This is a genomic window from Cupriavidus sp. SK-4, from assembly GCF_000611125.1.
In the GTDB taxonomy this organism is placed as follows: domain Bacteria; phylum Pseudomonadota; class Gammaproteobacteria; order Burkholderiales; family Burkholderiaceae; genus Cupriavidus; species Cupriavidus necator.
On record NZ_JFJW01000014.1, the window covers coordinates 1061 to 25552 of the forward strand.

The window sequence follows — 24492 nt, forward strand, 5'->3', positions numbered from 1 at the left end:
GCTGCATGCAAAAACCTATGGCGAGGCGGTGGATGCGCTAGTGCTGATCCCGTACATGTTGGAGGCTTTCATGGTACGGGATAGGGCATTCCGGCGAGGTAGCCGCGACCACCAGGCTTCTAGCACTGGCATGTCAACAGGCCAGCGAGGCTAGGGACTGGCTCTAGCGCATGCAGCGGCATCGCGTTTGTTTTGTCGATGTCGGAGTTTGACCCACGCCACGATCGCCACTTGGTGTTGAATTGTGGGTGCATCTTCTTGCCTAGTGTGGAAGAGGATAGTCGCGGTGCGATGGAAAGGTCCATCCGATTTACAAGCTGGGCTTGAAGGAGATTCAATTTCGCGCCGCGCCTCCAAGGCGGACCGGCACCTAAGATCCTCTCGCATTCCACAACGATTTCATCGAGAGGAGCCGCATCGTGGTTTGGATCATCAGCTGCATCGACAAACCAGATTCGGTCGCCCTCAAGGAAAAGGCGCTTACCACCTATAGCTAGGCTCTGAAGGACTGGAGCGACAAGATTCTCTCCTCGGATACGAAGCAAAGCGAACGGTAAGGCTTCGTCGCTTGTTTCTTCATTCTGAACATGCCGAACCGTCGGGACGCCAGACCGGCGCCCGTCTTGGCCGGTGACGCTGTGTTCCGCTTGGCCACTAGGCCGCTCTCGCATTCCTTTGAATAAAAATACCTGAGGAGACATTTATGCGTGCTGGAACCATCTTTCGGACCCTTGCGTTCTTTGGCCTCTGCGCGCTCGCCCTGGGGGCGAGCGCGCAGGATTACCCCTCGCGCCCGATTCGGATCCTCGTTGGCTTCGCTGCTGGTGGAGGCGTCGACAGTGTAGCGCGCCTGTACGCCGCCAAGCTTCAGGAAGTCCTCAATATGTCTGTCATTGTGGAGAACAAGCCTGGCGCTTCGGAGTTGCTCGCAGCAATGCCGGTGACCCGAGCGGCCCCCGATGGTTACACGCTCTGGATGACCAGCGCCAGCAGTCTCGTGCGTGGGCCTGGCGTTCGAACGGACCTGCCTTACAACCCGCTCAAGCAGCTTACCTTTATCTCGCGCGTGGCAGAAGTCGAGGCCTTGTACGTGGTCAAGAGCAGCTTGCCCGTGCACTCGGTGCGCGAGCTGATGGACTACGCCAAGGCACATCCCGGAAAGCTGAACTACGGGTCGGCGGGAATCGGGTCGTCCAATCACTTGCTTACAGAGCAGTTCAGGCTTCTGACGAAGATTGACATGGTGCACGTTCCATTCAAGAGCGACGCGGAAGTTACGAGGGAACTGACTGGGGGTACTCTGGACTTCGCGATGGCGATCACCACATTCGCCACGCCGTTCGTCAAGGACGGGAGGATTCGGGCGGTCGCGGTGACTGGGCCCCAGCGCTTGGCGGAATTGCCAAACGTGCCAACACTGGAGGAGGGCGACGTGGCAGAGGTCAAGGGGCTGGGCACCTATCTCTTTTACGGCCTCGTCGGCCCCGCAGGCATGCCGGCACCCATTGTCGGCAAGCTGAACGACGCGCTCACGAGGATCGCGCAGATGCCCGAGACTGTGCAGAAGCTCAAGGTCCTGAGCATGCGGCCCGCGATGGGATCGCCCCGCGATTTCCGGAACCTGATCGAAACCGAGTTGCCCAAGTGGAAAGAGGTGGGCAAGAGCGTAAAGATCAGCAACTCCTGAGCGGTCGCCATGACGAACTCTCTGGAGTACGACTTCATCGTCGTCGGCGCGGGTAGTGCAGGTTCCATTCTCGCAGGCCGCCTGAGCGAGAACGGTCGGTTCACGGTACTGGTACTGGAAGCTGGTGGCTGGGACCGTAACCCGTGGATCCATATCCCGCTAGGCGTCGGCAAGACGATCACGAACGAGGCGGTCAACTGGACGTACCACACGGAACCTGTCCCGCAGCTGTTCGACCGTCGCCTTTACATGGCGCGGGGCAAGGTAATCGGTGGCTGCGGCGCCATTAACGGAATGGTCCATGTGCGCGGTCAGCCTCAAGATTTCGAACAGTGGCGCGAGTCCGGCTGCGAAGGGTGGGGCTGGCCGGACGTGCTGCCTTACTTCAAACGGTCTGAGGACCATTACTTGGGCGACACGGAGCTGCATGGCAAGGGAGGGCCGGTGGCCGTGTCGCGGCCGCGGGGCCATTCGGTGCTGTGCGACTACTTCATCGCCGCCGGCGTGAATTTCGGGCTGGAACGGAATGACGACTTCAATGGGCCAATGCAGGACGGAATCGGGCTGTACGACCACACCGTGCGGCGGGGCTTTCGGTCCAATTCAGCGATTGGTGCGCTGCGTCCCGCCAGGCGCCGCCGTAACGTCCGCATCGAAGTCGGCGCACATGTGGAACGCATTGTGTTTGACAACGGCAAGGTCACCGGTGTCGACTTCCGCAGTGCCAGCGGCATGCCGAGGCGGGCGAGGGCGCAACGGGAGGTGATCTTGTGCGCGGGCGCCATCAACACACCCAAGCTGCTCATGCTGTCCGGGATCGGCCCGCCAGCGCACCTGGAGGAAATGGGCGTTGGCCTGGTCGCGGCACGTGAGGAGGTCGGCAGGAACCTGCAGGACCACCTGGCAGTGAGGATTATCTGCAAGACACGGGAACCCATCACCGTTAACGACGACCTGCGCAGCCCGTGGCGCCGTGCGCGGATGGGAGCGAGGTTTCTGCTGCAGCGCGCTGGTCCACTGGCCTTCGCTTCCGCGCAGGCTGGCATGTTCTTCAGATCAAGGGTCGGGCTGCCCTACGTGGATGCCCAGGCCTTCCTGATGCCGTTCAGCGTGCCTGGTATCGGGCAGCAGCCGCACGATTTCTCGGCGTTCACCGTGTCCGTGACACAGTCCTGGCCCAGCAGCCGCGGTGTGGTCGAGTTGCAGGACGCTCACCCGACGAGCCCGCCTGCCATTCGGCCGAACCATCTTGCCACAGAAGACGACAAGCAGTTCTTCGTCGATGCCGTGCGCACGGTACGAGAGGTGTTGCGCACCGCGCCGATGGATAACGTGATCGCGGAGGAATATCAGCCAGGTCCCGGCGTCGTCAAGGATGATGAGATTCTCGATTACGTGCGCAACAAGGCGAACACGATTTACCACCCCTGCGGCACCTGCCGGATGGGTAGTGACGACGCGTCAGTGGTCGACGCCGCGCTGCGAGTTCGGGGAGTCGAGGGACTGCGCGTGGCCGATGCGTCAATCATGCCGCGAATCACGTCCGGCAACATCAACGCGACCTGCCTGATGATCGGCGAGAAGGCTGCCGACCTGATTCTGACCGATCACGGTTCCACAGTTGCATGATCGGAAAGCTGGTATCGAGTATCTATAGCGCGAAACGGACCATGACATGAACCAATACACCAAGTTCTATATCGACGGCGAATGGGTCGATCCGATTCGCTCGCACTGGACGTTCGAGCTGGTAAATCCCGCCACGGAGCAAGCCTTCGCGGGCATCAGCCTCGGCGACGAGCAGGATGTCGATCGCGCCGTGCAAGCCGCGCGCAAGGCTTTTCCAGCGTTCGCAGCCACGACCAGGGCGGAGCGCATTGCGTTGTTGAAGCGCATCGCCGAGGTCATGCAGACGCGCGAAGCCGAACTGATGGAAGTCGCTGCGGAGGAGATGGGCACTCCAATCCGGGCGGTGAGCCACGTCCGTGCATCGGTGGAACAGTTCCGGCAAGGCGCTGCGGTGCTGGAATCTTATGAATTCGAACGGATGTTGGGCGCCAACGTGATCCGTCGCGAGCCGATCGGCGTATGCGGCCTCATCTCGCCGTGGAACTGGCCGATTCAGACGATCTGCACCAAGCTATCGTCTGCGCTGGCAGCCGGGTGCACGGTAGTGGCGAAGCCCAGCGAATACACGGCGGTCAGCGCCATCTTGATCACGGAGGTGCTGCACGAGGCCGGTGTGCCGCGGGGTGTCTTCAACTTGGTGAACGGCAGCGGCGCCGACGTTGGTAACGCGATCTCGGCTCATCCTGACGTCGATATGGTGTCGTTCACCGGATCGACGCGGGCTGGCATCCTGATGGCGCAGGCGGCGGCCACTACGGTCAAGCGCGTTTGTCAGGAGCTGGGCGGAAAGTCGGCCCATATCATCCTGCCAGACGCTGACCTTGAGGCTGCGGCGCGCTTTAGCATTACGCGTGGCTACGCCAACTCCGGTCAGTCATGCCATGCGCCGACGCGTGTGCTAGTCCACGAAAGCCATGCAGAGCGGGTGCTGCAACTGATGGCGGCGCAGGCGCAGAAGCTGGTGGTCGGCGACCCGAAGGATCCCGCCACTGATCTGGGCCCAGTGGTAAACAAGGCGCAGTTCGAGCGCATCCAGGGTTATATCCGCAAAGGCATCGAGGAGGGCGCTCGGCTGATCTGCGGTGGTCCGGGCCGGCCGGCGGGCCTGGAACGGGGGTACTACGTCAGGCCCACCGTGTTCGCGGACGTGCATCCGGACATGACCATTGCGCAGGAGGAGATCTTCGGGCCGGTGCTGGCGGTCATCACCTATCGCACCGTGGACGAAGCCGTTGAGATTGCGAATGCTACGAAGTATGGACTGGGGGGTTATGTGTTTGCGTCCACCCCGGAGAAGGCTCGCGCGCTCGGCGAGCGCCTGCGCGCCGGCCGCATCTTCATCAACGGCGCCGGCGGCAACGTGGCGGCGCCGATGGGCGGCTACAAGCAATCCGGGAACGGGCGCGAGATGGGGGTATTTGGCCTCGAGGAATACCTTGAGGTAAAGGCGATGATCGGCTGCGCCTGATCGGGGCGGGCCCGTTGTTCGACATCGCACGCAGGTTCAGTATCGAAGGGCCGTACGGGCATACTCGCCGCCTCGACGAGCCGCTGGAGCGGCCGTGGATCCAGCATGCCAGCAACACTTGGGCTGCGGGGCCTGACCATAAGGGAATCGACAGATGTTTTACTGCATCGAGTCCGATACCTCATCTTGTTCTTCGCCAAGGAAACCGCCGCTCTGGTGCCGCCACAGCCGCGTATAGGTGCCGTTCTTCGCCAGCAATTCGGCGTGTGTCCCCTGCTCGATGATGCGCCCCTGGTCCATCACGATGAGGCGGTCCATGGCGGCGATGGTGGAGAGACGGTGGGCGATCGCGATCACGGCCTTGCCCTCCATCATTTCGTCGAGGCTTTCCTGGATGCCGGCCTCGACTTCGGAATCCAGCGCGCTGGTGGCTTCGTCCAGCAGCAGGATGGGCGCGTTCTTGAGCATCACGCGGGCGATCGCGATGCGCTGGCGCTGGCCACCCGAGAGCTTGACGCCGCGTTCGCCGACCAGGGTGTCGTAGCCGGTGTGGCCGTGCTGGTCGCTCAACTGGCGGATGAAGTCATCGGCCTGGGCGTGCACGGCGGCGTGGCGGATCTCCGCATCGGTGGCGTTGGGGCGGCCGTAGGCGATGTTGTCGCGGATCGAGCGATGCAGCAGCGAGGTATCCTGCGTGACCATGCCGATGGCGCCGCGCAGGCTGTCCTGCGTCACCCTGGCGATGTCCTGCCCGTCGATGCGGATGCGGCCGCTGTCCACGTCGTAGAAGCGCAGCAGCAGGTTGATCAGCGTGGACTTGCCCGCGCCGGAGCGGCCCACCAGCCCGATCTTCTCGCCCGGACGCACGGTCAGGGTTAGGCCGTCGAGCACCTGGCGTTCGCCGTTGTAGTTGAAGCGGACCTGGTCGAATTCCACTTCGCCGCGCCGGATCTGCAGCGCGGACGCGCCGGGCGCGTCCTGCACCTTGGCCACGTGCGTCAGCGTGGCAATACCGTCCTGCACCGTGCCGATGTTCTCGAACAACGAAGCCATCTGCCACATGATCCAGTGCGACATGCCGTTGATGCGCAGCGCCATGGCGGTGACCGCGGCCACCGCGCCGGTGCCGATCTCGGCCCGGTGCCACAGCCACAGCGCATAGCCGCCCGCCCCCAGGATCAATCCCACCACCAGGGCCTGGTTGACGATCTCGAACTGGCTGACGAGGCGCATCTGTCGGAACCCGGTTTCCTTGAAATCCTCCATCGCCGCGCGGGCGAAATGCGCCTCGCGCCGGGTGTGAGAAAACAGCTTGACGGTGGTGATGTTGGAGTAGGCGTCGGTGACGCGCCCGGTCATCGACGAGCGCGCGTGGGCCTGCTCCTGCCCGACCTTGCCCAGGCGCGGCACGAAGTACAGCATGGCCAGCCCGAACAGCACGATCCAGGCGATGAAGGGCAGCATCAGCCGGGCATCGAAGCCGCCCGCCAGCGCAATGATGGTGATGAAGTACACGCCGATGGCGAGCACGATCTCGGTGAAGGTGAACAGGACCTCGCGCACGGCCAGCGCGGTCTGCATGACCTTGGTGGTGACGCGCCCGGCGAACTCATCGGAAAAGAAGGACAGGCTCTGCCTGAGCATGAGGCGGTGGAAGTCCCAGCGCAGTCGCAGCGGAAGGTTGATGGCCAGGATCTGGTGCTGCACCATGGTGCGCAGCGCTACCAGGCCGATGCTGGTCAGCAGCACGATGCCGATGCCCCACAGCACGCGCTCTTCCTGCGCGGAAGCTTCGCGGCCGGCCTGCCACGCGGACAACAGGTCAACCACTTTCCCCAGGAAGGAGAACAGCCACGCTTCGTAGATCGACACGCTGGCGCTGAGCAGCGCCAATGCGACGAAGTAGCGGCGTGTCCCGCGCGTGCAGGCCCACAGGAAGGCCGCCAGGCCCTTGGGCGGGGGCGGCACCTCGTCGGGTGGGAAGGGATCGAGCAGTTGTTCAAACGAGCGGAGCACATGACCCTCCGAAGCGATGGATAGTGAGTGGGGTTGCGCCCATGAAATGGACGGGGCTTGCGGGCTGCGGATGAAGTGTCCTATCCCTCTCTGATGCTCATTGGGCTTGCTACACGCAGTGCGTCGAGGACCAGCGAAAACGCGTGGGAGGGCTGCCGGCGGCTCGGGTAGTACAGGTAGTAGCCCGGAAACGGGGGACACCAGTCCTCCAGCACCCGTACCAGTCTTCCCTCCTCAAGGTGCGGTGCAAACTCTTCTTCGGGCAGCGACGCGATGCCCAATCCCGCCAGTGCTGAATCGACCATGCTGGGCGAGGTGTTGAAGATGAGTTGCCCATCCACCCGCACGTTCAATTGCTGCCCGCGGCGCTCGAAGTCCCAGACGTAGAGGCCTCCGGCGGTCTGCATGCGCATGTTGATGCAGTTGTGGTTCACCAGATCGCGCGGGCTCTTGGGAACTGAGTGTGCGGCGAAGTACGCAGGCGACGCTGCGACCGCCATGCGCAACGGGGGCCCGATCGGCACCGCGACCATGTCCTTGTCTATGGTGTCTCCCAGACGCACCCCGGCGTCGAAGCGGTCAGCCACGATATCCCTGAACCCATAGTTGATGTCGAACTCGATCTTGATGTCGGGATATTCGAGCAACAGGGGCGCGAGCTTCGGCAAGAGCGTTGTCCGCAGGACATGTTCGCCGCAGGTGATACGAACCGTGCCGGCCGGCTTATCGCGCATCTCCGTCAGCTCGTCCAATTCCGCGTCGATGTCGTCGAGGCGGTGGCCGATTGCATTTAGCAGGCGCTCGCCAGCCGCCGTGAGAGACACGCTGCGTGTGGTGCGCGTCAGCAGCCGGATGTCCAGCCTCGCCTCCAGGCCGCTGATGGCCTGGCTGAGTGCGGACTGGGTCACGCCCAGCAGCGAGGCCGCGCGGGTGAAGCTGCCCTCCCGCGCCACTGTCACGAAGTAGAGGAGATCGTTGAGGTTACGTTTGAGCATGGCGCGCAGTGTCTCACGGATGATTAATTAGTGAATTTTATATCCTTTTTAAGTATTCATTAGCTAGTCAGGCGCGCCCATATGTCGGAGCATTCGGGTATGAAAAAGTCAATACCGATCTCTCCGTGGCCGCAGCGCCGAGCGTTGGCGGCATTGCTGCTCGCATCCGCTGTGGGGCTTATAGCCTGCGGTGTCGGGGCGTCCGAGCCGGCTGCGCCGATCAGGGGCGTGCCGAAGTCCACCGAGCAGTTTCCCATGAAGATCCGTCTGAACCTGGATGGCCAGGTTGCCACCGCGACGCTGTATGACAGCGCGGCGGCGCGGGATTTCGCCGCGCTGCTGCCCCTGTCATTGACGCTCACCGACTATGCCCGGATCGAGCGCATTGCTGATCTGCCGCGAAAGCTATCCCGGGGAACTGCCGAGAGCACAGTACCCGTGAGGGCAGGCGACCTCGCCTACTACGCGCCCTGGGGCAACCTTGCGATTTTCGCTGAGGACGGTACTGGAAACTACACCGGTGACCTGATGCGGCTGGGCCAGGTGGACACGGGACTTCCCGCGTTGCAGCGCTCCGGGCCGCTGCAGGTCCGGATCGAACGCGTGGCCCACTGAGCGTCTTTACCCCTCGAACCACTCAAACCTTCACCTGTTTCAGCTTAAAAGGTATCGACATGAGCTCCCAGGACATTAACGATCATCGTGAATCCGGACTGCACTCCGGCGTGGCTGCTGATCGACGTGGTTTTCTAAAGGCGGTGAGCATCGCCGCCACTGGCACAGCACTGCCGATCGGCGCTGCCTCGCTGGCCGCTCCGGCTGCGGCGCAGCCCGCGCAACGCGGCGGCAGCAACGGGCAGCCGTACACTATACGGACCCGCAAGCTGGGCGCTCTGACGGTGTCGGAACTGGGTTTTGGCTGCATGAGCAACAGCCCGGGCCATTACGGTCCGGGTGTGGACCGTGCGCAAAGCATCCGCGTGATCCGCGACGCCTACGAGCGAGGCATTACGTTCTTCGACACCGCCGAGGTCTATGGCCCCTACGTGAATGAAGAGCTCGTCGCCGAAGCCCTGGGGCCGGTGCGCAACCACGTGGCCATCGCCACCAAGTTCGGCTTCAAGATCGATGGTACGAACGGCCTGGATAGCCGCCCCGAACATATCCGCCGCGTGGTCGAGGAGTCGCTCAAGCGCCTGAAGACAGACCGCATCGACCTGTACTACCAGCACCGTGTCGACCTGACCGTGCCGATCGAGGACGTGGCCGGCACGATCAAGGATCTGATCCAGCAAGGCAAGGTGCTGCACTTCGGCCTGTCCGAGCCGAGCGCCCGCACCATTCGTCGTGCCCATGCCGTGCAACCCGTGGCCGCGATCCAGACCGAATACTCGATCATGGAGCGCAGTGTAGAACACAACGGCGTGCTGCAAACGTGCGAGGAACTGGGCATCGGCTTCGTGCCGTGGGGGCCCTTGGGTCAAGGCTTCCTGCCCGGCAAGCTCCCCCTGGATGCACAGGCCAGGTTCGACGGGAAGACGGACCTGCGCAAGACCTTCCCCCGCTTCAGCCGCCAAGTCATGAAGGCTAACCAGCCCATCCTCGATTTCCTGAAGGCGTTCGGCGAGAAGAAGGGAGCAACGCGCGCCCAGATCGCCCTGGCATGGCTGGCGGCGCAGAAGCCCTGGATTGTTTCCATCCCCGGCACGACAAATCTGGACCATTCGCGCGAGAACCTCAGCTCGATCAACGTCAACCTTACGCCGCAAGACCTGCAGGCGGTCGAAACCGCCTTCGCGAAGATCAAGGTGCATGGGGGCCGCATGGACGCGAAGCAAATGGATCAGATCGGCAAGGACTGATTGTGACTGGTTGCGACCGCCATTCGGACTGAGGGCGGGAATAACCTCCTCCGAGGGAGCTCAACTCAGAGGGCGCACGGAGCGATCACCAGGGGCTTTCAGGCGCGGGTAATGGCTGAGCTTGCATCGCAAACCGGCTCATACAGATCTGCTGCCGCTCCGCCCAAAACGATTCCAGGAGAACACATTGTTGGCGCTTCACTCTTTCTTGCGTGCCGCTCCGGCACTGTTTCCGCTGACACTCGCCGCGCTGCTTGCTGGCTGCGGCGAGCAGGAGGTGGCCCAGGCCGTTTCCGCTCCGCAGGTAGGTGTGTACCAGGTCCAGGCCCAGTCGCTTGCCCTCACCAGCGACTTGCCCGGCCGTACCGCTGCCTATCGCGTGGCCGAAGTCCGTCCCCAGGTCTCGGGCATTCTCCAGAAGCGCACGTTCGTCGAGGGCAGCGAGGTCAAGCAGGGCCAACCGCTGTACCAGATCGATTCCCGCACTTACAACGCCCAACTCGCTCGCGCCGAGGCTAACCTGCGCAATGCCGGCAATCTGGCCCAGCGCTACCAACGCCTGCTGCAGACCAACGCTGTCAGCCAGCAGCAGTACGACGACGCCCAGTCCGCCTGGCTGCAAGCCCAGGCTGATGCGCAGATGGCGCGGATCAACGTGCAATACACCCAGGTGCTGTCACCGATCTCCGGACGCATCGGCCGTTCGGCGGTGACCGAAGGCGCCCTGGTGACCAATGGCCAGTCTCAGGAATTGGCCACCGTCACCCAGCTCGACCCGATCTATGTGGACGTTACCCAACCGATCACTAAGTTGCTGGGCTTGCAGCGCGCGCTTGAATCGGGAGACCTGCAGAACGGCACGCGCCACGCCGAGGTCAGCCTGACGTTGGACGACGGCAGCGTCTATCCACTCAAGGGAACACTCAAGTTCTCCGAAGTGCGGGTCGATCCGACTACCGGTTCGGTAGCGCTGCGTGCCGAGTTCCCCAACCCACAGCGCAAGTTGCTGCCGGGCATGTTCGTGCGCGCCCAGCTCAACGAGGGCGTGAACGAAGCGGCGCTGCTGGTGCCTCAGCAGGCCGTGGTGCGCGACAGCCGTGGTCTGCCCCATGTGTGGCTGGTCACCCCCGACAATCAGGTGGAGCAGCGTGAAGTGGAGACGCTGCGCACCGTCGGCAACGCCTGGCTGATCGGCAAGGGCCTGGCCCAGGGCGACCGTGTGGTGACCGAAGGGCTGCAGCGCCTGAGCAGCGGCACCAAGGTCGAGCCGGTCGCAGCCGCAAACGTCAAGCTGGTCATGGACTTTAAGGGCACGGCCCTGGCGGCAAACTGAGGGGCTAGGACCGATGTCACGCATTTTTATCAATCGGCCCATCTTCGCCTGGGTGCTGGCGATCATCACCATGCTCGCCGGCGCCTTGTCGCTGAAGAGCATGCCGATCAGCCAATACCCAAATATCGCGGCACCGGCCGTGGCCATCCAGGTGTCCTACCCGGGCGCCTCGGCACAGACCGTGCAGGACACCGTGGTCCAGGTCATCGAACAGCAGATGAATGGCCTGGACGGATTTCGCTACATGTCCGCCGAAAGCAACGGCGATGGCAGCATGTCCATCATCGTGACCTTCGAGCAGGGCGTGGATCCCGACATCGCCCAGGTGCAGGTCCAGAACAAGCTGCAATTGGCGACGCCGCGCCTGCCGGAGGAAGTGCAGCGTCAGGGCCTGCGCGTGGTCAAGTACCAGCAGAACGTGTTTCTGGTGGTCGGCCTGGTGGACCGGTCCGGCAGGATGTCCAGTTCCGACATGGGCGACATCATCACGTCCAGGTTCCAGGACCCGATATCGCGGGTCAATGGCGTGGGCGACGTGATGACGTGGGGCTCCCCCTACGCCATGCGCATCTGGCTGGACCCGAGCAGGCTCAACAGCTTCCAGCTGACGCCAGGCGACGTGGCCGCGGCCATCCGCGAGCAGAACGTGCAGGTGTCTTCCGGCCAGCTGGGCGGCTTGCCGACACGCAGCGGCGTGCAGCTCAATGCCACCGTCGTCGGCAAGACGCGCATGATCACCGTGCGCGAGTTCGAGGAGGTGCTGCTCAAGGTCAACGACGACGGCTCGCAGGTGCGGGTCAGGGACGTGGCCGAGGTCGGGCTCGCAGCCGACAACTTCTCCATCACCACCCGCTACAACGGTCAGGCATCCACCGGGCTGGCCCTGCGTCTGGCGCCGGGCGGCAACCAGCTGGAAACCGCCCGGGCGGTACGCGAGGTGGTGCGGCAACTGTCCAGGAACCTGCCCGAAGGGGTCGAGGCGGTCTTTATCTATGACACCACGCCGGTGGTGACGGCGTCGATCGACTCGGTGGTGCACACCATCTTCGAAGCGGTGATCCTGGTGTTCGTGGTCATGTACCTGTTCCTGCAGAGTTTGCGCGCCACCTTGATCCCGACCCTGGCGGTGCCGGTGGTGTTGCTGGGCACCTTCGCGGTGCTGCCGCTGTTCGGCATCAGCATCAACGCCCTGGTCATGTACGCGATGGTCCTGGCCATCGGCCTGCTGGTGGACGATGCCATCGTGGTGGTGGAGAACGTCGAGCGCCTGATGCATGACGAAGGGCTGTCGCCGCTGGAGGCCACGCGCAAGTCCATGGGACAGATCTCCGGGGCCCTGGTCGGCATCGGTACCGTGCTGTCGGCAGTGTTCGTGCCCATGGCCTTCTTCGGCGGGTCGGCGGGCACGATCTACAAGCAGTTCGCCGTCACGGTGGTGGTGTGCATGGCCATCTCGGTGCTCGTTGCTCTGGTATTCACCCCAGCGCTGTGCGCGACCCTTCTCAAGGCGCCGGAAGGTGACGCCCACACCGAGAAGAAGGGCTTCTTTGGCTGGTTCAACCGCGGCTTCGACCGCGGCAGCCAGCGTTTCGAGCGCGGCGTGCAGAACATGTTGCACCGCCGCGGCCGCTACCTTTTGATCTTCCTGATCATTACCATCGGCACCGGCTACCTGTTCACGCGCATCCCCAGCACATTCCTGCCCAATGAGGACCAGGGCGCGTTGGTTGTCGAGGTGCGCATGCCGGTCAATGGCACGGCCGAGCGCACCGAGGCGGTGCTCCAGCAGATCACGGACTACCTGATGAAGCATGAAAGCGATACGGTCGTCAACGTGATCACGGTCAATGGCTTCAACTTTGCAGGCCGCGGGCAGAACTCCGGCACGGCCTTCGTCAACCTTAAGCACTGGAGCGAGCGCCGCGCGAAAGGTGCGGACGTGTTCAGCATCACCGCGCGTGCCAATGCGCACTTTGCCGGGATCAAGGACGGGACGGTCATGGCTTTCGTACCGCCGGCTATCCTGGAGATGGGCAACTCCGCGGGGTTCGACCTGTACCTGCAGGACAACGCCGGCCTGGGGCACGAGGCGCTGATGGCCGCACGCGACCAGTTCATCAAGCTGGCGAAGCAGAGCCCGGTATTGACCGCGGTGCGCCCGAACGGCAAGGATGACGAGCCGCAGTACAAGCTCGTTATCGACGAAGAGAAGGCCCGTTCGCTGCAGGTCAGTCTGCAGGCGATCAACGACACCATGTCGGCGGCCTGGGGCTCGATGTACGTCAACGACTTCATCGACCGCGGGCGGATCAAGCGGGTCTATCTGCAGGGTGAAGCCATTTCGCGCATCGGCCCGGAAGACTTCGACAAATGGTATGTGCGCAATGATCGTGGGCAGATGGTGCCGTTCTCGGCCTTCGCCACCGGGCAGTGGGAGTACGGCCCGCCCAAGCTCGAACGCTTTGGCGGCATCCCGGCGGTGCAGATTCTCGGCTTGCCGGCAGCGGGCCACAGCAGCAGCGACGCGATGCTCGCGATCGCGGAGATCATGAAGCAATTGCCGCCCGGCGTGGGCGTGAGCTACAACGGCCTGTCCTACGAGGAACTCAGGACCGGCGACCAGGCCCCGATGCTGTATGCCCTGACGGTGCTGATCGTGTTCCTGTGCCTGGCTGCGCTCTATGAAAGCTGGACAGTGCCGGCGGCGGTGATCGCGGTCGTGCCGGTGGGCATCCTCGGCGCGGTGCTGGCCACGCTGGCGCGCGGGCTCAATGCCGACGTGTACTTCCAGGTCGGGCTGATGACTACCATCGGCCTGACCGCGAAGAACGCCATCCTGATCATCGAGTTCGCCAAGGAACTGTACGAGCGCCAGGGCATGCCGCTGGTCAGGGCCGCCGTGGAGGCCGCGCGCCTGCGTCTGCGTCCGATTCTGATGACCTCCCTGGCGTTTACCTTTGGCGTACTGCCTATGGCGCTTGCCACTGGCGCCGGCGCTGGCAGCCAGCATTCGCTGGCCACCGGTGTGGTGGGCGGGATGATCACCGCCACCTTGCTTGCCGTGGTCTTCGTGCCACTGTTCTATGTGGTCGTGACCTCGCTGTTCGAACGGCGCAAGAAACCGGCCGTGATCGCAGGACCAACGGAAGGAGAAACAGCATGAAGCTCAAGATATTGAGCCTGGCTGTGGCACTCGTTCTGGGTGGCTGTGGCCTGATTCCCGAGTACCAGCGGCCGCAGGCGAACATTCCTGCCACCTGGCCGCAGGGAGCGGCCTACGCCAGGCCTGCCCAGACAGATGATGCCACGGCACTTGGCTGGCGGTCGGTCTTTCTCGACCCGGCGCTCAAGCGCCTGGTGGAGCTGGCCTTGGCCAACAACACGGATCTGCGCCAGGCGGCGTTGAACGTCGAAGCCTATAGGGCGCTCTACCGTATCCAGCGCGCCGAACAGTTTCCCGATGTCGGACTGGGCGCGGGAGGTAACCGCCAGCGCGTGCCGGCCAATTTGTCGCCCACGGGTGATGCCGGCATCCAGAGCCAGTACCAGGCCGCCTTGGGAGTGTCCTATGAGCTGGACTTGTTTGGCCGCCTGCGCAGCCTGAGTCAAGCCGCCGTCGAGCAGTACCTGGCCTCGGATGCGGCTCGCTACAGTGTTCAGATATCGCTGGTGGCCGATGTGGCGACGGCCTATCTGGCCTGGCGCAGCGATCAGGAGCAGCTGGAACTGGCCCGCTCCACACTCAAGAGCCAGAGCGCCAGCCTGGGTCTGGTCGAGAATCGCTTCAGTAACGGCGCTGCCTCGCAAATCGATGTGCGTCAGGCACGCAGCCTGGTATCCCAGGCCCAGGTGCAGGAGAGTCTGTACACCCGCCGGGTGGCTCAGGACTTCAATGCTCTGGAGCGCTTGATCGGGGGACGCATTCCCGCCGACTTGCCACAGGGCCGAACAATTAGCGAACCGATGCTCGCCCGGTTTCCTACCGGACTGAGCTCCGAGGTGCTGCTGCGCCGTCCCGACATCGTGGCGGCGGAACACCAGTTGCTCGCGGCCAACGCCAACATTGGTGCTGCGCGTGCGGCATTTTTCCCGAGCATCAGCCTGACCGGCGCCGCCGGCACGGCCAGTATCGAACTGGGCGGCTTGTTCAGTGGCGGGTCGGGATTCTGGCAGTTTGCGCCGCAGATCAACCTGCCGATCTTCAACGCCGGCCGCCTGCGAGCCAATTTGGACCACGCCAGCATTCGTCGCGACATCCATGTCGCGCAGTACGAAGGCTCGATCCAGACGGCCTTCCGGGAAATCTCAGATGGCCTGGCGGCCCGTGGCACCTATGGCCGGCAACTGCAGGCTCAGCAACTGCGCGTTGACGACAACCAGGAGTATTACCGGCTGGCCCAGCAGCGCTATAACGAAGGCGTGGACAGCTACCTGGCGGTGCTGGACGCCCAGCGCGAGCTCTTCTCTGCCCAGCAGCAACTGATCCAGGACCGCCTGGGCCAATGGGTCAGCGAGGTGAACCTGTTCAAGGCCATCGGTGGCGGCTGGCAGGCTAATGCGGAGAAGACAGTGGTTGCGAACTGACGACCTTGCACTGTCCCGGCTGCAGCGGCCAATGCTAGCTGCGTCGGCGAGACGCTACGTGCGGTGCGCGTGAGCAGCCGCATCTGAAGCCGTGCCCCAAGCCGCTGATGGACTAGCTGGAGCGCTGCTGATTTGGTCACGTTCAAAAGTGCGCACGTGTGAACCTGCCTTCACAAGCCATGGTGACGAATAGGGAAGATCGTCGAGGTTGCGTCGAGCATTGTTGCAGTTTCTCACGAACATTAATTAGCTAGTCTTATATGGGCTTTAAGTATTCATTAGCTAGTCAGGCGGGCGCTGATTCGCCAAGATACTGCTTATGAAGAAGCTCATCCCTCACCCGTGGTGCCAGTGGCGGCGTGGAATGCTGGTCCTGCTTGCCAGTTCGCTCCTGGGGCTGGCAGCTGCTTGTTCCCCCGGCCATTCCGTAGCTCAGCCAGCGTCGGCGCGCTCGAAGGAAGTTCCCATGAAGATCCGCCTGATCGTCGATGGCCAAACTGCCACGGCTACGCTTTACGACAACGCCACCGCACGCGATTTCGCGGCCCTGCTTCCGCTGTCGCTCACGATGGAGGACTACGCCGCCATCGAGCGTGTGTCCAACCTGCCGCGAAAGCTCTCCACACAGGGCGCCCCCGATGGCATGGCACCTGTTGCCGGCGAACTGACCCATTACGCGCCTTGGGGCAACCTGGCGATTTTCATTAAAGCCCGCCCTTATTCGCGCAGTCTGCTGCCACTGGGCAAGGTGGATGAAGGCTTGTCGATCCTGGCGCAACCCGGACCGTACAAGGTGCGCATCGAAAGAGTCGAGAACTGATAGTTCGCTTTGCGCCGGCAAAGGCTGAAACCGGCCGCTCGTTGAGTGGCCCCAAGCCGTTTCCCGTTCCTGGCTTGATGCCCTTTATCCGCTGGGAATCTCATACGGACATCACACAGAAGACCTTTCATGACCGCTCAAGTATCCGCCGCCCCAATGGGCGACATAGACATCCACGGTGAAACGCCAGGCCAATCCGCATCCTGGAGCAGCGTCTTCGCCATGTCGATCTGCGCGTTCGCGCTGGTCGCCTCGGAGTTCCTGCCCGTCAGCCTGTTGACGCCCATGGCCGTTGACCTCCATGTCACTGAAGGCATGGCAGGGCAAGGAATCGCCATCTCCGGCGCGTTCGCCGTGCTCACGAGCCTGTTCATCTCGGCACTGGCCGGCGGCCTGAACCGCAAGACCCTGCTGCTGGGCCTGACGGCCGCCATGGGCGTGTCCGGCGCCATCGTCGCGCTGGCGCCGAACTACTTCACCTACATGCTGGGGCGGGCGCTGATCGGCGTGGTCATCGGCGGTTTCTGGTCCATGTCGGCGGCTACGGCCATTCGGCTGGTGCCTACGTCTCAGGTGCCGCGCGCCCTGGCCATTCTCAATGGCGGCAACGCACTGGCTACGGTGGTGGCCGCGCCGCTGGGTGCTTACCTCGGCGCCGTCATCGGTTGGCGCGGTGCCTTCCTTTGTCTCGTGCCGGTGGCGCTGGTCACGCTGGTATGGCAATGGCTCACGCTGCCTTCCATGCCGGCCGCGGAACGCACGGCCGGCGCCGGCAATGTCTTCAAGGTGTTCACCTTGTTCAAGCGCACCGGCGTTGCCGTGGGCATGATCGCCAGCAGCCTATTCTTCATGGGTCAGTTCGCGCTGTTCACCTACGTGCGCCCGTTTCTGGAGATGGTGACGCGAGTGCAGGTGCCCACGCTCTCGCTCGTCCTGTTGGTGATCGGCGCGGCAGGCTTCATCGGGACGCTGCTTATCGGCAGAGTCCTGCAGCGGGGCTTCTATCAAACGCTGATCGCCATTCCGCTGCTGATGTCCGCGATCGCCCTGGCCTTGATTGCCTTTGGCGGCTGGACGGCTGCCGTCGTCGCGCTGCTCGGACTGTGGGGGCTGACGGGCACCGCGGCGCCCGTGGGCTGGTGGGCCTGGATTGCCAAGACCTTTCCGAAGGACGCCGAAGCGGGTGGCGGCCTGTTCGTTGCCGTTGTGCAGATGGCCATCGCCTTGGGCTCCACCGTCGGCGGCCTGCTGTTCGACCACCATGGCTACCAAAGCACCTTCGTGGTGAGCGCCGCGTTGCTGCTGGCATCCGCCGTACTGACTGTCATGACATCGCGCGGGGCTGCGGCGCGAGCAGCCTGAGCCTCACGCTGGCCGGCCACACGCACGGCGGACAGCTCTTCCCTGGGACCGCGCTGGTGAAGTACCGCTTCCCCATGCACAGCAGGCGTCATCAGATCGATGGGTTCACGCTGTTGGTCTCACAAAGTTCCGGGACGTTCGGCCTGTGGATGCGCCTTGGCTTCCGCAACGAGGTTCAGGTCGTCAATCTGATTCCCGTAATTTCAAACCAAAGGACATTCTCATGACCGTCAAGGCTTATGGCGCCCATGCAGGCGACCTTCCCCTCGAACCGATCGACATCACCCGCCGCGCGCCGGGCGCACACGACGTGCAGATCGACATTGCCTACTGCGGGGTGTGCCACTCCGACATTCATCAGGTGCGCTCCGAATGGGCGGGCACCTTGTACCCCTGCGTGCCGGGCCACGAGATCGTTGGCCGCGTGTCGGCGGTCGGTGCGCATGTGTCGGGCTTCAAGCCAGGCGATCTGGTCGGCATCGGCTGCATCGTCGATAGCTGCAAGCACTGCGAGGACTGCGGCGCAGGGCTGGAGAACTACTGCGACCATATGGTCGGCACCTACAACGGCCCAACGACGGATGCGCCTGGCCACACGCTGGGCGGGTATTCGCAACAGATCGTCGTGCACGAGCGCTATGTGCTGCGCATCCGCCACCCCGAGGAGCAACTGGCCGCCGTGGCTCCACTGCTGTGCGCAGGCATCACCACCTACTCGCCGCTGCGCCACTGGAAGGTGGGGCCGGGTCACAAGGTGGGCGTGGTCGGCATCGGCGGTCTAGGCCACATGGGCATCAAGCTCGCGCACGCCATGGGCGCGCACGTGGTGGCTTTCACCACGTCCGAGTCCAAGCGCGAAGCGGCCAAGGCGCTGGGCGCGGATGAGGTGGTCGTTTCGAGTAATCCGGGCGAGATGGCTGCGCATGCCAAGAGCCTCGACCTCATCCTCAACACCGTGGCCGCGCCGCACGACCTCGATCCATTCTTCAACCTGCTCAAGCGCGATGGCTCGATGGCGTTGGTAGGCGCGCCGTCGTCGCCGCATCCTTCGCCGCAGGTGTTCAGCTTGATCATGAAGCGCCGTAGCCTGGCCGGATCGATGATCGGTGGCATTCCAGAGACACAGGAGATGCTGGATTTCTGCGCCGAGCACGGCATCGTCGCGGACATCGAAATGATCCGCGCCGGTGAAATCAACGAAGCCTACGAGCGCATGCTCAAGGGTGACGTGAAGTACCGCTTCGTGATCGACAACGCTTCGTTGGCAGTCTGAGCTTACTAAGAGACATTCATGCACATTGCCTATGACTTCAAAGAACAATCTGCGCTGGTCACCGGCACCGCCTCCGCCTCCGGCATAGGGCTGGGCACAGCCCGCGCATTTGCCGAGGCCGGGGCGGCTGTCACCCTTGCGGATGTTAGTGCAGCCGCGCTGCAGGAGTATGCGACGCGCGGCATCCGCAACGGCCAGGCGTTGGCCGCAGACGGCGGATTGACGGTGTACTGATCATGAGGGCACACGCTTTGTCTCAGCATCAGAACTGGCAACCAGGCAGGGCGCGTGGCAGCAGCCTGGTCAAGCCAGCTCGGCCCACCTTTGCCGTCGCCTGCCTTGTTGCAGGCGCGTGCCTGGCCACGGGGGCATCGGCGCAGCATACTGCCTCAGCCGGTCTTGCCTACGACGCGCAGATCCAGGGTCCGGTGCCCATCCCGCCGTCCGAGCGGGGGCTGCAGACGGTGATGGCTTCGTCCTGGTTCAAGGTCTCCGAAGAAGGCCGGATTCTTGAAGGGGCAATTTTCGATCGCGGCGGCAATCTCCTGTTTTGCGACGTCACCGCTCGGCGTGTGCTGCGCCTGACGCCGGCCAAGCAGTTGTCCACCGTCGTCACCCTGGATGCGCTGGCACCGGGCGGCCTGGCCTTTCACAAGGACGGGCGCTTGTTCATCGCGGCGCTAGACATCCCGAATGGTCGTGGCGCGATCTTCGCAGTGAATCCGGACGGATCGGGACTGCAGGCGGTCGTTCCGACGGCGTCCGGGTACATGCCCAATGACCTGGTGTTCGACGCCCACGGCGGCTTCTACTTCACGGATTTCCAGGGCAACGCAACTGAGCCCAAGGGTGGGGTGTACTACGCCGCGCCCGACCTTTCCACGATCAGGCCCGTGCTGCCCAATCTGGCGATGGCCAACGGCGTGGCGCTCAGCCCAGACGGCAAGCAACTGTGGGCCACGGAGTTTGGCCGCAACCTCCTGCACCGGATCGAGCTGGCCGACGCGACCACCATCGCGCCGATCGGCTCGGCCATCGCCTACCACTTCACCGGCCCGGCTCCCGATTCGATGCGGGTGGATGCGGATGGCAACGTGTACGTGGCCATCTACGGACAAGGCCGCGTGCTGGTGCTCAACCGCAACGGCATCCCGATCGGCCAGGTGCTGCTGCCCGGCCGCGAGCGGGGGCACAACCTGCAATCGACCAGCCTTGCCATCAACCCCGGCAGGAACGACCTCTATGCCGTCACCAGCGATGCAGATGGCGGGCAAGGGGCGACGGTATTCCATGCGAAGGCGTTCGCCCGCGGCTTGCCACCGGCGACTGCCCGATGAGCCGCGCCAGGTTCCGCTCGATCGGCAAAGCCATGGTGATCGTCGTCGCCCTCGATGCGCTGGCCATTGCGGCCTACCTGCAGCATCCCCTGTTTGGGGAACTGCCGCAGGGGGGGCGGCTTGCCCGTATCGAGCTCTCGCCCAACCATGCCGACGGCTCGTTCCGCAACCAGATCGAAACGCCGATGCTGACCACGGATGAGTCCCAGCTCTCGATCATGCTGAGCAACACATTCGGCAAGAAGGGCAATCCGCGCCCACCTGCCGCCATCCCTGCTGTCAAAACCGATATCAAGGCGCTGGATGTATCGCAGGACCTCGTGGTGTGGCTGGGACATTCTTCCTACTACGTGCAACTGGGCGGGCAGCGCATCCTGATCGACCCGGTGTTCAGCACCAATGCGTCGCCTGTGCCGTGGACGAACACGGCGTTCGACGGGACGAGCCTCTATTCGGCCGCCGACATGCCCCCCATCGACGTGCTGCTGATCAGTCATGACCATTACGATCATCTGGACTACCCGAGCATCCTGGCGCTGCAGTCCTTGGTCAAGCAGGTGGTGGTGGGCCTCGGAGTGGGGGCGCATTTCGAGGCATGGGGATACGACATGCGGCTTGTGCATGAGGCTAACTGGTATGAGACGGTGGCGCACACCCCGCTGCTGCAAATCGTTGTTACCCCGGCGCGCCATTTCTCCGGGCGCACTTTCACCCGCGACAAGTCCTTGTGGGTGGGGTTTGCCTTGGCGACCCCCGAGCGCAGGATCTTTTTCAGTGGCGATTCGGGGTATGCGCCGCACTTTGCCGAGATCGGTCAGAAGTATGGCCCATTCGATTGGGTGGCGCTCGATGCCGGGCAGTACGACCCGCGCTGGGCGAACGTTCACATGAATCCCGAGCAGGCCGCCCAGGCGGCGGATGACCTGCGCGCGAGGGCATTCACCCCTGGACATGCCGGTCGCTTTTCCATTTCACCGCACGAGTGGGACGACCCGTTCAAGCGCATCGCTGCAGCCAGTCAAGGGCGGAGTTATGCGCTGTGGACGCCGGAGATCGGGCGGCCCGTGTACCTGGACGGCCGGGAACAGGAATTTTCTCCGTGGTGGGAGGCTGTTCATTCGAACGACCTCCAGAAACTGGCAGGTGACCATGAACGCTAAATCCATGACGCGTAGACAATTCACGCTGCCAGGGGCCGGCGCCACGGTTTCAGGGCCGGCAATGGTCACGGCCATGACCCAGAGCCGGGCCGGCCGATGCCCAGCCGGCAAGGCCCACCGTTCACCTGCCGGACGGAAGCTCAGCACCAGCTCGCATGACGCCTTTTGCATACTCAATCTGAAATCATGGAACTTCAAATCAACGAAAAGACCTACCAGGTCCAGGCCGATTCGGACACACCTCTTCTGTGGGTGATTCGCGATGAGCTCGGCCTGACGGGTACCAAATACGGTTGCGGCCTTGCCCAATGCGGAGCCTGCTCCGTTCTGGTGGACGGTGTGGCGATGCGTTCCTGTGTCGTCCCGATCGAAGGGTTGGCCGGTCGCAAGATCACCACCATCGAGTCGATCGAAGAGGACAAGGTCGGCAAGCGTGTCGTTCAGGCCTGGGTCAAACACCAGGTGCCGCAATGCGGCTACTGCCAGTCCGGGCAGGTCATGGCCGCCACCGCGCTGCTCAAGCAGACGCCGCACCCGACGAACGAGCAGATTGCGGCGGCCATGGTCAACCTGTGCCGCTGCGGCACCTACAACGCGATCAATGCGGCCGTCCATGAAATAGCCGGCAATCCAGTGAATCCTGCAGCGGCAGCTGGCATTCCGGAACAAGCTCCAACTCAGGAGCACGGAATCGGCAAAGCGGCCGCCGTTGCCGCCATCGCCTTGGTGGGCATTGGCGGCGCCGTGGGGGTAATACGCAACAGGTCCAGGAACGCCAACGAGCAAGGGGACGAGGTATGACGAATATGAACGACACGCCTATGGCCGGTGAGGCTTTTCCGACGGGCGAGCCGACGAACATCTCTCGCCGCCGATTTCTGCTGGCCTCGGCCGGCACAGCAGCCGGCGCATTCGTGCTTGGCTTCGGACTTCCACTTGGGACGGCGCGGGCCCAGGCCACGGTGAGCGCCTCCATACCCGGCACCCGTGTGCCCGCGTTCCTAGAGATCCGGCCCGATAACACCATTCGCTTGCAAAGTCCCTTCATGGAGGGCGGCCAGGGAATCTTCACGGCCATGGCGCAGATTGTCGGGGAAGAACTCGACGCCGATCCGACGACCTTCATCGTGGAAAACGCCCCGGCTGGTGCCGAGTACAAAGTCATGGAAAACGGCATGCGTATTACAGGCGGCAGCATGTCCGTGCGCATGAGCTACGGGACTATGCGCCGTCTGGGTGCGTTGACACGCCAAATGCTGCTGCAGGCAGCGTCTGCCCAGCTTGGCGTACCGGTGGGCACGCTCACGACTGCGCCGGGCCGCGTGCTCCACGCAGCTTCGGGCCGGTCGCTCAGCTACGGAGAGCTTGCAACCCGGGCCATGGATCTCCCTGTGCCTGATGCAGCGAGCGTCAAGCTCAAGGATCCGGCCCAGTTCCGCTGGATTGGCAAGCCGGTTCAACGCGTGGACGTGTACGAAAAATCAACCGGTAAGGCTGTTTATGGTATCGACATCCGCGTTGAAGGCATGCTGCAAGCCGCCGTTCAGCATGCGCCGCGATTCGGCCTCACAGTAGCCACTATCCGCAATCAGGACCAGGTCCGGAGGATGAAGGGTGTGCATTCGGTCCATCGCCTGCCGGGTGCCGTTGCAGTCGTGGCCGAGCGCTGGTGGGATGCCAAGCGCGCAGCCGAAGCCGTTCAGGTCGACTGGCAGGATCCGGGGCCCGGTTCGAAGCCGCACTACATGCCTGCCGACTTCTCCACGGCGGCATTCGCCGATCAGCTCGCCAACGCGAACGGCAAGATCGACGACTCGGAAGTCGTCGGCGATGTGGCCAATGCTCTGTCGAAAGCGCATACCGTTGTCACGGCGACCTATCGCAGCCAGTACCTCAATCATGCACAGCTGGAGCCGCCTTCGGCACTTGCCAGGTTCAACGCGGACGGCACGCTGGAACTCTGGATGCCCAATCAGGCGCCAGAAATGTACCAGGACGCGATTGCCAAGAGCACAGGCGTTTCGCCAGAGAAGATCCTGATCCACTCGCCATTGCTGGGCGGCTTCTTCGGACGCCACTTTCTTTATGAGCCCGCTGTAGTCTATCCGCAAGCTATCCAGCTGGCCAAGGCGCTCGGACGCCCGGTGAAGGTCATCTGGAGCCGGGAAGAAGAGTTCCTGCGCGATAGCTTGCGTCCTATGGCAGCGGTTCAGTTTCGCGGCGGGCTCGACGACAAGGGAATGCCCATCGCGTTGGAAGCCATCAGCGCCACGGAGGGACCCACCGAGTCGATCAAGAACAAGCGGGGCGACAAGGTCGACTATACGGCCCTGGAAGGCTTGACCAACAAGGCGTACGCCATTCCTGACCGCCGCATTGCGCAGCGATTCGTCAAGACCCCGGCCGTGCTTGGCTATTGGCGCTCGGTTGGCAATTCGATGAACGACTTCTTCTACGAAGCCTTTCTCGACGAGCTGGCCGACAAGGGGCGTCAGGATCCCTACGAACTGCGGATGCGATTACTAAAGGACAACCAGCGGCTGATCGACCTGTTGCGAGCCGTCGCCGAGTTGTCAGGTGGCTGGAAGCGAGGCCCGTTCACTGCTGCGGACGGAACAAGGCGCGCCCGTGGCGTCGCCATGGCAAAAGCCTTCGGCACGGAGACAGCGGCAATTGCAGAGGTGTCGATCGAACAAGGCCAGGTCAAGGTTCACGATATCTGGGAGGCGATCGATCCGGGCAGCATTGTGAATCCGGCCATCATCGAATCGCAAGTGAACGGGGCCGTGGCATTGGGACTGTCGCAAGTTCTGGTCGAAGAGTGCGCCTACGAAAACGGTATGCCAAGGGCACGGAACTACGATATGTACCCGATTCTTCCCCCAAATCGCATGGCACGCGTGCACGTCAAGATTATCGAGAGCGGCGCCAAGATGGGAGGCATCGGCGAGCCGCCGCCACCCGCC

19 protein-coding genes are annotated in these 24492 nt (G+C 63.3%); 17 read left to right on the top strand and 2 right to left on the bottom strand.

The window, feature by feature from the left end; genetic code table 11:
* The first annotated feature begins 1 nt into the window (after nucleotide 1).
* The 4 genes from CF68_RS35940 (at nucleotide 2) to CF68_RS02935 (ending at nucleotide 4784) form a co-directional block, all read left to right on the top strand.
* Entirely contained in the window at nucleotides 2-154 is a 153-nt protein-coding gene (locus tag CF68_RS35940; RefSeq protein WP_369798845.1) for a DUF2274 domain-containing protein, read from the top strand.
* A 549-nt stretch (nucleotides 155-703) separates the two neighbouring features.
* Nucleotides 704-1687, top strand: coding sequence for a tripartite tricarboxylate transporter substrate binding protein (locus CF68_RS02925; RefSeq protein ID WP_035815918.1), 984 nt, complete (start codon nucleotides 704-706; stop codon nucleotides 1685-1687).
* Nucleotides 1688-1696: 9 nt separating this feature from the next.
* Entirely contained in the window at nucleotides 1697-3316 is a 1620-nt protein-coding gene (locus tag CF68_RS02930) for a GMC family oxidoreductase (protein WP_035815919.1), read from the top strand.
* Between the two features lie 46 nt (nucleotides 3317-3362).
* Nucleotides 3363-4784 (top strand): aldehyde dehydrogenase family protein, encoded by a 1422-nt coding sequence (locus CF68_RS02935; RefSeq protein ID WP_035815921.1) that lies wholly within the window; start codon nucleotides 3363-3365, stop codon nucleotides 4782-4784.
* Between the two features lie 159 nt (nucleotides 4785-4943).
* Here the strand turns inward: CF68_RS02935 and CF68_RS02940 are convergent, their stop codons facing one another.
* Nucleotides 4944-6800, bottom strand: coding sequence for an ABC transporter ATP-binding protein (locus tag CF68_RS02940; protein WP_035815923.1), 1857 nt, complete (start codon nucleotides 6798-6800; stop codon nucleotides 4944-4946).
* An 80-nt stretch (nucleotides 6801-6880) separates the two neighbouring features.
* Nucleotides 6881-7795: a LysR family transcriptional regulator gene (locus tag CF68_RS02945; protein ID WP_035815924.1), complete on the bottom strand. Its 915-nt coding sequence runs from the start codon at nucleotides 7793-7795 to the stop codon at nucleotides 6881-6883.
* A gap of 255 nt (nucleotides 7796-8050) precedes the next feature.
* On the opposite strand from CF68_RS02945, the gene CF68_RS02950 reads away from it, so the two are divergent.
* From CF68_RS02950 to CF68_RS03010, 13 genes are all read left to right on the top strand, one after another.
* Complete coding sequence (locus tag CF68_RS02950) at nucleotides 8051-8410, top strand: cyclophilin-like fold protein (protein ID WP_035815988.1); 360 nt, start codon at nucleotides 8051-8053, stop codon at nucleotides 8408-8410.
* Nucleotides 8411-8664: 254 nt separating this feature from the next.
* On the top strand, nucleotides 8665-9657 hold the full coding sequence (locus CF68_RS02955; protein WP_035815989.1) for an aldo/keto reductase: 993 nt from the start codon (nucleotides 8665-8667) through the stop codon (nucleotides 9655-9657).
* A gap of 187 nt (nucleotides 9658-9844) precedes the next feature.
* Complete coding sequence (locus tag CF68_RS02960; RefSeq protein WP_369798844.1) at nucleotides 9845-10990, top strand: efflux RND transporter periplasmic adaptor subunit; 1146 nt, start codon at nucleotides 9845-9847, stop codon at nucleotides 10988-10990.
* Nucleotides 10991-11003: 13 nt separating this feature from the next.
* A complete protein-coding gene (locus CF68_RS02965; RefSeq protein ID WP_035815926.1) occupies nucleotides 11004-14153 on the top strand; it encodes an efflux RND transporter permease subunit in 3150 nt (1049 codons plus the stop codon).
* Nucleotides 14150-15574 carry an efflux transporter outer membrane subunit gene (locus tag CF68_RS02970; RefSeq protein ID WP_035815927.1) on the top strand — a complete coding sequence of 475 codons (1425 nt, stop codon included), beginning with the start codon at nucleotides 14150-14152 and terminating at the stop codon, nucleotides 15572-15574. Before CF68_RS02965 ends, CF68_RS02970 begins: the two co-directional genes overlap by 4 nt.
* A 466-nt stretch (nucleotides 15575-16040) precedes the next feature.
* Nucleotides 16041-16394: a cyclophilin-like fold protein gene (locus CF68_RS02975; RefSeq protein ID WP_084187022.1), complete on the top strand. Its 354-nt coding sequence runs from the start codon at nucleotides 16041-16043 to the stop codon at nucleotides 16392-16394.
* A 156-nt stretch (nucleotides 16395-16550) separates the two neighbouring features.
* On the top strand, nucleotides 16551-17756 hold the full coding sequence (locus CF68_RS02980; RefSeq protein ID WP_035815929.1) for an MFS transporter: 1206 nt from the start codon (nucleotides 16551-16553) through the stop codon (nucleotides 17754-17756).
* Between the two features lie 223 nt (nucleotides 17757-17979).
* A complete protein-coding gene (locus tag CF68_RS02985) occupies nucleotides 17980-19029 on the top strand; it encodes an NAD(P)-dependent alcohol dehydrogenase (RefSeq protein WP_035815930.1) in 1050 nt (349 codons plus the stop codon).
* An 18-nt stretch (nucleotides 19030-19047) separates the two neighbouring features.
* On the top strand, nucleotides 19048-19263 hold the full coding sequence (locus CF68_RS37610; RefSeq protein WP_084187026.1) for a hypothetical protein: 216 nt from the start codon (nucleotides 19048-19050) through the stop codon (nucleotides 19261-19263).
* 17 nt (nucleotides 19264-19280) lie between these two features.
* Entirely contained in the window at nucleotides 19281-20366 is a 1086-nt protein-coding gene (locus CF68_RS02995) for an SMP-30/gluconolactonase/LRE family protein (protein WP_235205650.1), read from the top strand.
* Nucleotides 20363-21526, top strand: coding sequence for an MBL fold metallo-hydrolase (locus tag CF68_RS03000; protein ID WP_035815931.1), 1164 nt, complete (start codon nucleotides 20363-20365; stop codon nucleotides 21524-21526). Before CF68_RS02995 ends, CF68_RS03000 begins: the two co-directional genes overlap by 4 nt.
* Nucleotides 21527-21712: 186 nt before the next feature.
* Complete coding sequence (locus CF68_RS03005) at nucleotides 21713-22327, top strand: (2Fe-2S)-binding protein (protein ID WP_035815933.1); 615 nt, start codon at nucleotides 21713-21715, stop codon at nucleotides 22325-22327.
* A partial coding sequence (locus CF68_RS03010; RefSeq protein ID WP_235205651.1) for a molybdopterin cofactor-binding domain-containing protein occupies nucleotides 22324-24492 on the top strand: 2169 nt, incomplete at its 3' end. The genes CF68_RS03005 and CF68_RS03010, both read left to right, overlap by 4 nt.